The sequence below is a fragment of the Pseudokineococcus marinus genome (genome assembly GCF_013004605.1).
GTDB lineage: Bacteria > Actinomycetota > Actinomycetes > Actinomycetales > Quadrisphaeraceae > Pseudokineococcus > Pseudokineococcus marinus.
The window spans coordinates 1-5,864 of sequence record NZ_JABEMA010000201.1 but is presented as its reverse complement, the minus strand read 5'-3'; the positions used below and the strand labels follow the sequence as shown (position 1 = coordinate 5,864).

General features: G+C 79.6%; 3 protein-coding genes and 1 pseudogene. 3 read left to right on the top strand and 1 reads right to left on the bottom strand.

Going from position 1 to position 5,864, the window contains the following annotated elements; translation table 11 throughout:
• Window positions 1-3,945 (top strand): FtsK/SpoIIIE domain-containing protein (locus tag HLB09_RS12075; RefSeq protein WP_171203614.1); only part of this gene is annotated, 3,945 nt, incomplete at its 5' end.
• Between the two features lie 146 nt (window positions 3,946-4,091).
• On the opposite strand, the gene HLB09_RS12070 is transcribed toward HLB09_RS12075, so the two are convergent.
• Window positions 4,092-4,391: a WXG100 family type VII secretion target gene (locus tag HLB09_RS12070; protein WP_171203613.1), complete on the bottom strand. Its 300-nt coding sequence runs from the start codon at window positions 4,389-4,391 to the stop codon at window positions 4,092-4,094.
• A 264-nt stretch (window positions 4,392-4,655) separates the two neighbouring features.
• On the opposite strand from HLB09_RS12070, the gene HLB09_RS12065 reads away from it, so the two are divergent.
• Both HLB09_RS12065 and HLB09_RS12060 read left to right on the top strand, forming a co-directional pair.
• On the top strand, window positions 4,656-5,381 hold the full coding sequence (locus HLB09_RS12065) for an SAF domain-containing protein (RefSeq protein ID WP_171203612.1): 726 nt from the start codon (window positions 4,656-4,658) through the stop codon (window positions 5,379-5,381).
• A gap of 2 nt (window positions 5,382-5,383) precedes the next feature.
• A pseudogene (locus HLB09_RS12060) lies at window positions 5,384-5,864 on the top strand (hypothetical protein); the annotation flags it as partial.

Sequence of the window (5,864 nt, the reverse complement as noted above, 5' to 3'; positions counted from 1 at the left end):
CCCGCCGACGCGCGGCCCGCGCGCGACCACCCGGGCCTCGACCTCGGGCGCCCGCCGCGGCTGCTGCCGCCCGTGCGCGAGCGCGTCTTCACCCTGCCGCGCCCGCCGGGGGAGCGGGTGAAGCGCCCGCTGCCGTGGGTCATGGTGCTCGCGCCGGCGCTCATGGTCGTGCCGATGGCGCTCATCCTCGGCAACCCCCGCTGGCTGTTCTTCGCAATCCTGTCCCCCCTCATGGCCCTCGCCAACTGGGCGTCGGACCGCCGCGGCGCGCGCAAGCGCTACCTCGACGACGTCGCCCGGTTCGAGCGGGAGACCGCCGAGGTGGAGGAGCGGGTCGCCGCCGCGCAGGCGCTCGAGGTCGCGGACCGGCGCCGTCGCAGCCCCGACGCCGCCGCCCTGCTCCTCACGGCGCTCGGCCCGGGCCGCCGGCTGTGGGAGCGGCGGCGCCCGGACCCCGACGCGCTCGTGCTGCGGCTGGGCCTCGCCGACGTGCCCGGGGAGGTCGTCGTCCGGGAGCCCGGCTTCCTCACCTCGGACGAGCCGCCGGCCCCGCGGGAGGTCCGCGGGGTGCCGGTCGAGATCGACGTGCGGGCGGCCGGCGTCGTCGGCGTCGCGGGTGCCGACGGCCTCGCGGCCGCGGTGGGCCGCTGGCTCGTGGGGCAGGCGGCGGTGCTGCACAGCCCGAGGGACCTGTCGGTCGTCCTGCTCACGGGCGCGGACGGCCGGTCGGACTGGGAGTGGCTGCGGTGGCTGCCGCACGCGCGGGCCTCTGGTGCGGCCGGGGGAGGGGCGGCGGCCGACGAGGGGCCCGTCCAGCTCGGGCACGACGCGAGCACCGTCGGCGCTCGGCTGGCCGAGCTCGGTCGGCTCGTCGAGGCCCGCGCCGCGAGCAGGCCGCGCCACGGCGCGTGGACGCCGCCGGGGCCCGACGTCCTCGTCGTCCTCGACGGCGCCCGGCGCCTGCGCGCGCTTCCCGGCGTCGTCGGGCTGCTCCGCGACGGACCGGGCGTCGGCGTCCACGTCCTCTGCCTCGAGGACGAGGTCCGCACCCTCCCGGAGGAGTGCCGCGCCGTCGTCGTCGTCCGCGAGGACGCGCTGTCGCTCTCGCGCCCGCGCGCCGACCCGGTGGACGGCGCCCTGCCCGACCTCGTCGACGACGGCTGGGCGCCCCGGGTGGCCCGCGCCCTCGCCCCCCTGCGCGACACGACGCCCGACGTCGAGGAGAGCGGCGTCCCGGCGTCGGCGCGGCTCCTCGACTGCCTGGGCCTCGACCGGCCCGACGGCGCGGACGTCCTCGCGCGGTGGCGGCGCGAGGGGCGCACCACGCGAGCCGTCCTCGGCGTCGGCTACGACGGCGTCGCGGCCGTCGACCTGCGCCGCGACGGCCCCCACGCCCTCGTCGCCGGGACGACGGGCGCCGGCAAGTCCGAGCTGCTCCAGACCCTCGTCGCGTCGTTGGCGCTCGCGAACCGGCCGGACGCGCTGGCCTTCGTCCTCGTCGACTACAAGGGCGGGTCGGCCTTCGCGGCGTGCTCGCGGCTGCCGCACGTCGTCGGCATGGTCACCGACCTCGACGAGCACCTCGTCTCCCGCGCGCTCGCCTCGCTGACGGCCGAGCTGCGCCGTCGCGAGCACGTGCTCGGCGCGGCGGGGGCCAAGGACCTCGAGGACTACTGGCGCCTGGCCGACCGGGACCCGGCGATGGTGGCCGTGCCGCGGCTCGTCCTCGTCATCGACGAGTTCGCGAGCCTCGTCGCGGAGCTGCCCGACTTCGTCAAGGGCCTCGTGTCGGTCGCGCAGCGGGGCCGCTCCCTCGGCATCCACCTCGTCCTCGCCACGCAGCGGCCCTCCGGCGTCGTCAGCGGCGAGATCCGCGCCAACACCAACCTGCGGATCTGCCTGCGCGTCACCGACGAGGTGGAGAGCCGCGACGTCGTCGACGCCCCGGACGCCGCGCACATCTCCGCGGCGACGCCGGGGCGCGCCTACGTGCGCACCGGGTCGTCATCGCTGCTGCCCGTGCAGGCCGGTCGGGTCGGCGGCCGCCGGCCCGGCAGCAGCGGGCCGGCGGTGCCGCTGGAGCCGCTCGTCAGCCCCCTGCCGTGGGAGGCGCTCGGCGGACCGCTGCCGCGCCGCCCCGCGGCCACCGGTCCGGAGGTCGAGGAGGACGCCACCGACCTCGCCGACGTCGTCGCGGCCGTCGGGGACGCCGCCCGCCGGCTGGGGGCGCCCGCCGTGCCGAGCCCCTGGCTGCCCGCGCTGCCCGAGGTCGTCGCCACCGACGCGCTGCGCGACGCGGGGGCCGGCGTCGAGGACCCGGACGCCACCACGCCCCTCGACCCCGTCGCGCTCGAGGGCCTGGACGGCGACGCGGACGCCGCCGCCGCGGCGGGGCCGGAGGGCGCCGGGTGGGCGCTCGAGGACCACCCCGGCCGCCAGGCCCAGCGGGTGCGCCGCTTCGCGCTGGGGGGCTCGGGCCACCTCTACGTCGTCGGCGGCGCCCGCACGGGTCGCACGACCGCGCTGCGCACGCTCGTCGCCGGCCTCGTCGAGCAGACCGGCGCCGGCGATCTCCACGTGCACGCCCTCGACTGCGGCAGCGGCGGCCTGCTGCCGCTGGCCGACCTGCCCCACGCGGGCGCCGTCGTGCAGCGCACGCAGACCGAGCGCGTCGAGCGGCTGCTGCGCCGGCTCGTCGGCGAGGTCGCGCGCCGCCAGGAGGTCCTGGCGGCCGGCGGGTACGCCGACGTCCGCGAGCAGCGCGCCGCCGTCGACGCCGGGCTCGACGACGGCCCCCGCCTGCCGTACGTGCTGCTCGTCCTCGACCGGTGGGAGGGCTTCCTGCCCGTGCTGGGGGAGATGGACGGCGGCCGCCTCGCCGAGGAGGTCCAGCAGCTGCTGCGCGAGGGCGCCTCCGCCGGGCTCCACCTGCTCGTCTCGGGGGACCGCAGCCTGCTGTCGGGGCGCATGGGCGCGCTCGTCGAGCACAAGCTCGTCCTGCGCCTGCCCGACCGCTCCGACTACGTCCTCGCGGGCCTGCGTACGAGCCAGGTGCCGACCGCGCTGCCGCCCGGGCGGGGGATCTGGAGCGACACCGCCGTGGAGGCCCAGGTCGCCGTCCTGCCCGGGCCGACGGACGGCGCCGGGCAGGCGGACGCCGTCCGCGGGCTGGCGCGTCGCCTGGCGGAGCGCGAGGCGGACGTCCCGGCGTCGGCGCGCGCCCCCCGCCTCGAGGCGCTGCCCGCCCGCCTCCACCTCGACGCCGCGCTCGCCGGCGCAGGGCCGCTGGAGGCGCGACCGCCGCTGTGGGTGCCGCTCGGCGTCGGCGGTGACGACCTCGACCTGCTGGGGGTCGACCTGTCGTCCTCGCCCGTCGCCGTCGTCGCGGGGCCGCCGCGCTCGGGGCGCACCGCCGTCCTGCGCGCGGCCGCCGCCGTGGCCGGTCGGCGCGGCCTCGGCCTCCTCGCCCTCGCCCCCCGTGGGGGAGGGGACCTCGTCGACGACGTCCGCCGCCTCGGCGGGGCGGCGCTGAGCGGGGGCGAGGTCCCCCTGGAGGCCCTGGTCGAGGCGCTGCGGGCCGTCCCCGGTCCGGGGCTCGTCCTCGTCGACGACGCCGAGGCGCTGCGCGAGGGGCCGCTCGCCCCCGCGCTCGCGGCGCTCGTGCGCCAGGCCCGCGACCGGTCCCTCGGCGTGCTCGTCGCCGGCGCGGCGGCCGAGCTGTCCACCGGTCTGACCGGCTGGGTGGTGGAGGCGCGGCGCTCGCGGCAGGGCCTGCTGCTGTCGCCGACGACCCTCGTGGACGGCGACGCCGTCGGCGCGCGCCTCCAGCGCAGCCAGCTCGCCCCCCGCGTGCAGCCGGGCCGGGGCCTGCTGGCCGCCGGGGGCGGCCTCGTGCCGGTGCAGGCGCCCTGGGTCGAGCCCTCGCCGGCGACCGCCGACCGCTGACCCCGCCGCCGACCCCGCCCTCGACGCGGCTCCTCCCGCTGGTCCCGCCGGTCCCGTCGGTCCGCGGACCGGCCCCGGACGCACGACGGGCCCCGCAGGAGACCTGCGGGGCCCGTCGTCGCGCCCGCGAGCGGGCGCTCGCGCCGTCAGAGGCGGACGGTGAACTGCTGGTCCACCGAGGCGAACGCCTCGGAGGTGGACCCCAGGTAGCTCCCCATCGTCTCGAGCTCGGTGACGGTGGCCCGGGCCGCCGTCGTCCAGCGCTCGTGCGCCTCGCCGAAGCTCACGGACGCCGAGTCCGTGACGAAGCCGCTGGAGACCAGCTCCTGGATCTGCCCCTGCAGGCGCGTGAGCACGGCCTCGAGCTCGTTCTTCGTCGCCGCCAGGTTGCTCGCCTGCGCCGCGAGCGCCTCGTGCTCGACGTGCACGCCTCCGCCACCAGCCATGGTGCCCCCTCCTGATCGTCGTCGCGCCCGCCGGTCGGGCTGCGACTCGGCGCTCACCGTAGGGGCGCGGCGGCCGGAGCGGGAGGGGTCGGGCGGCGCGGGCACCCGGTCCGGGGGTCCTGCGGCCGCCCCGGGCGCTCGGACGGGTGGCGGTCGCCGTCGGGACGTGGTGGCCGCGGTGACGGGCAGTAGTCTCCCGCCGCACCGTCCCTCCCTCCGCCCGGTCCGCCGGCGGACCGGGCGGGGCGACGACGAGGGGGGCACATGGCGGTCAGCACGCAGGACCGGCGGGGCGAGGCGCAGGACGCGCAGCGCGACCGCCAGCGCGCCCGCACCGCCCGCGGGCTGCGCAGCGCCCGCGAGGCCGGGCCCGGGGAGCGGCTGCCCGCGCCGCCCCGTGAGCGCCGCCCGGCCCTGGCCGCCCTCGCCGTGCTCCTCGTCGTCGGAGGCGCGGCCGTGGCCGGGCTCGCGGCGCTGCGCGCGGACGACCGCCAGGCCGTGCTCGTGGCCGGCCGCGACATCCCGGTGGGCACGCTCATCACGCGGGACGACCTCGTCGAGCAGCAGGTCTCCGCCGAGGGCGTCGACCTGGTGCCCGCAGCCGCACGGGCCTCGGTCGAGGGCAGGAGCTACGCCGTCCAGGAGATCCCCGCCGGGCGCATCCTCGACCTCCAGATGCTCAACCAGCAGGACCCCTTCGGCAACGGCGACGCCGCCGTCGGCGTGCCCGTGCCGCCGGGTCGTGTCCCGGCGCAGGGCCTGCAGACCGGCGACGTCGTCCAGCTCGTGCGCGTCGCCGACGGCGAGGGCGACGTCCTCGTCGAGCGGGCGACCGTCTCGGAGGTCGGGGGCGGCACCGACGACGACAGCGTCACCACGACGACGTCGCCGGTGGCCACCGTCCTCGTCGACCCCGACGACGCGCCGGCGGTCGCCGCCGCCGGGGCCGCCGACGAGCTGGCGCTCGTCCTGCTCGAGCGGGCGGGCTGAGGGTGCTCGTCGCCGTCGCCAGCGCCAAGGGGTCCCCGGGGACCACGGCGCTCGCCGTCCTCCTCGCCTCCCTGTGGCCGGGGGACGTCGCCCTCGCCGACGTCGACCCCGCGGGGGGCGACCTCGCCCTGCGCTACCGCGGCCCGGACGGCGCCCCCCTCGAGGAGGACCGCGGCCTGCTGTCGCTCGGCGCGGCGGTCCGCCGGGGCGCCGAGGCCGAGCTGGCCCCGCACCTGCAGCCGGTCGCCGGGGGCCTCGACGTGCTCGTCGGCGTCAGCGCGCCCGAGCAGGTGGCCGGGCTCGGACCGGTATGGGGGAGCGTCGCGAGGGCCCTGCGCCCGCACGACCGCGACGTCGTCGCCGACTGCGGCCGGGTGCTGCCGGGGGCGGCGCACCTGCCGGTGCTCGCGGGCGCCGACGCGGTCGTCCTCGTCGCGCGGCCCGACGTCGCCGGCGCCGCGCACCTGCGCGAGCGCGTGGCGG

What these genes read in the sequence shown, in the direction of transcription:
- HLB09_RS12070 (WP_171203613.1), bottom strand. Translation starts at nt 4,391, where the DNA reads ATGGCTGGTGGCGGAGGCGTGCACGTCGAGCACGAGGCGCTCGCGGCG.
- HLB09_RS12065 (WP_171203612.1), top strand. Translation starts at nt 4,656, where the DNA reads ATGGCGGTCAGCACGCAGGACCGGCGGGGCGAGGCGCAGGACGCGCAG.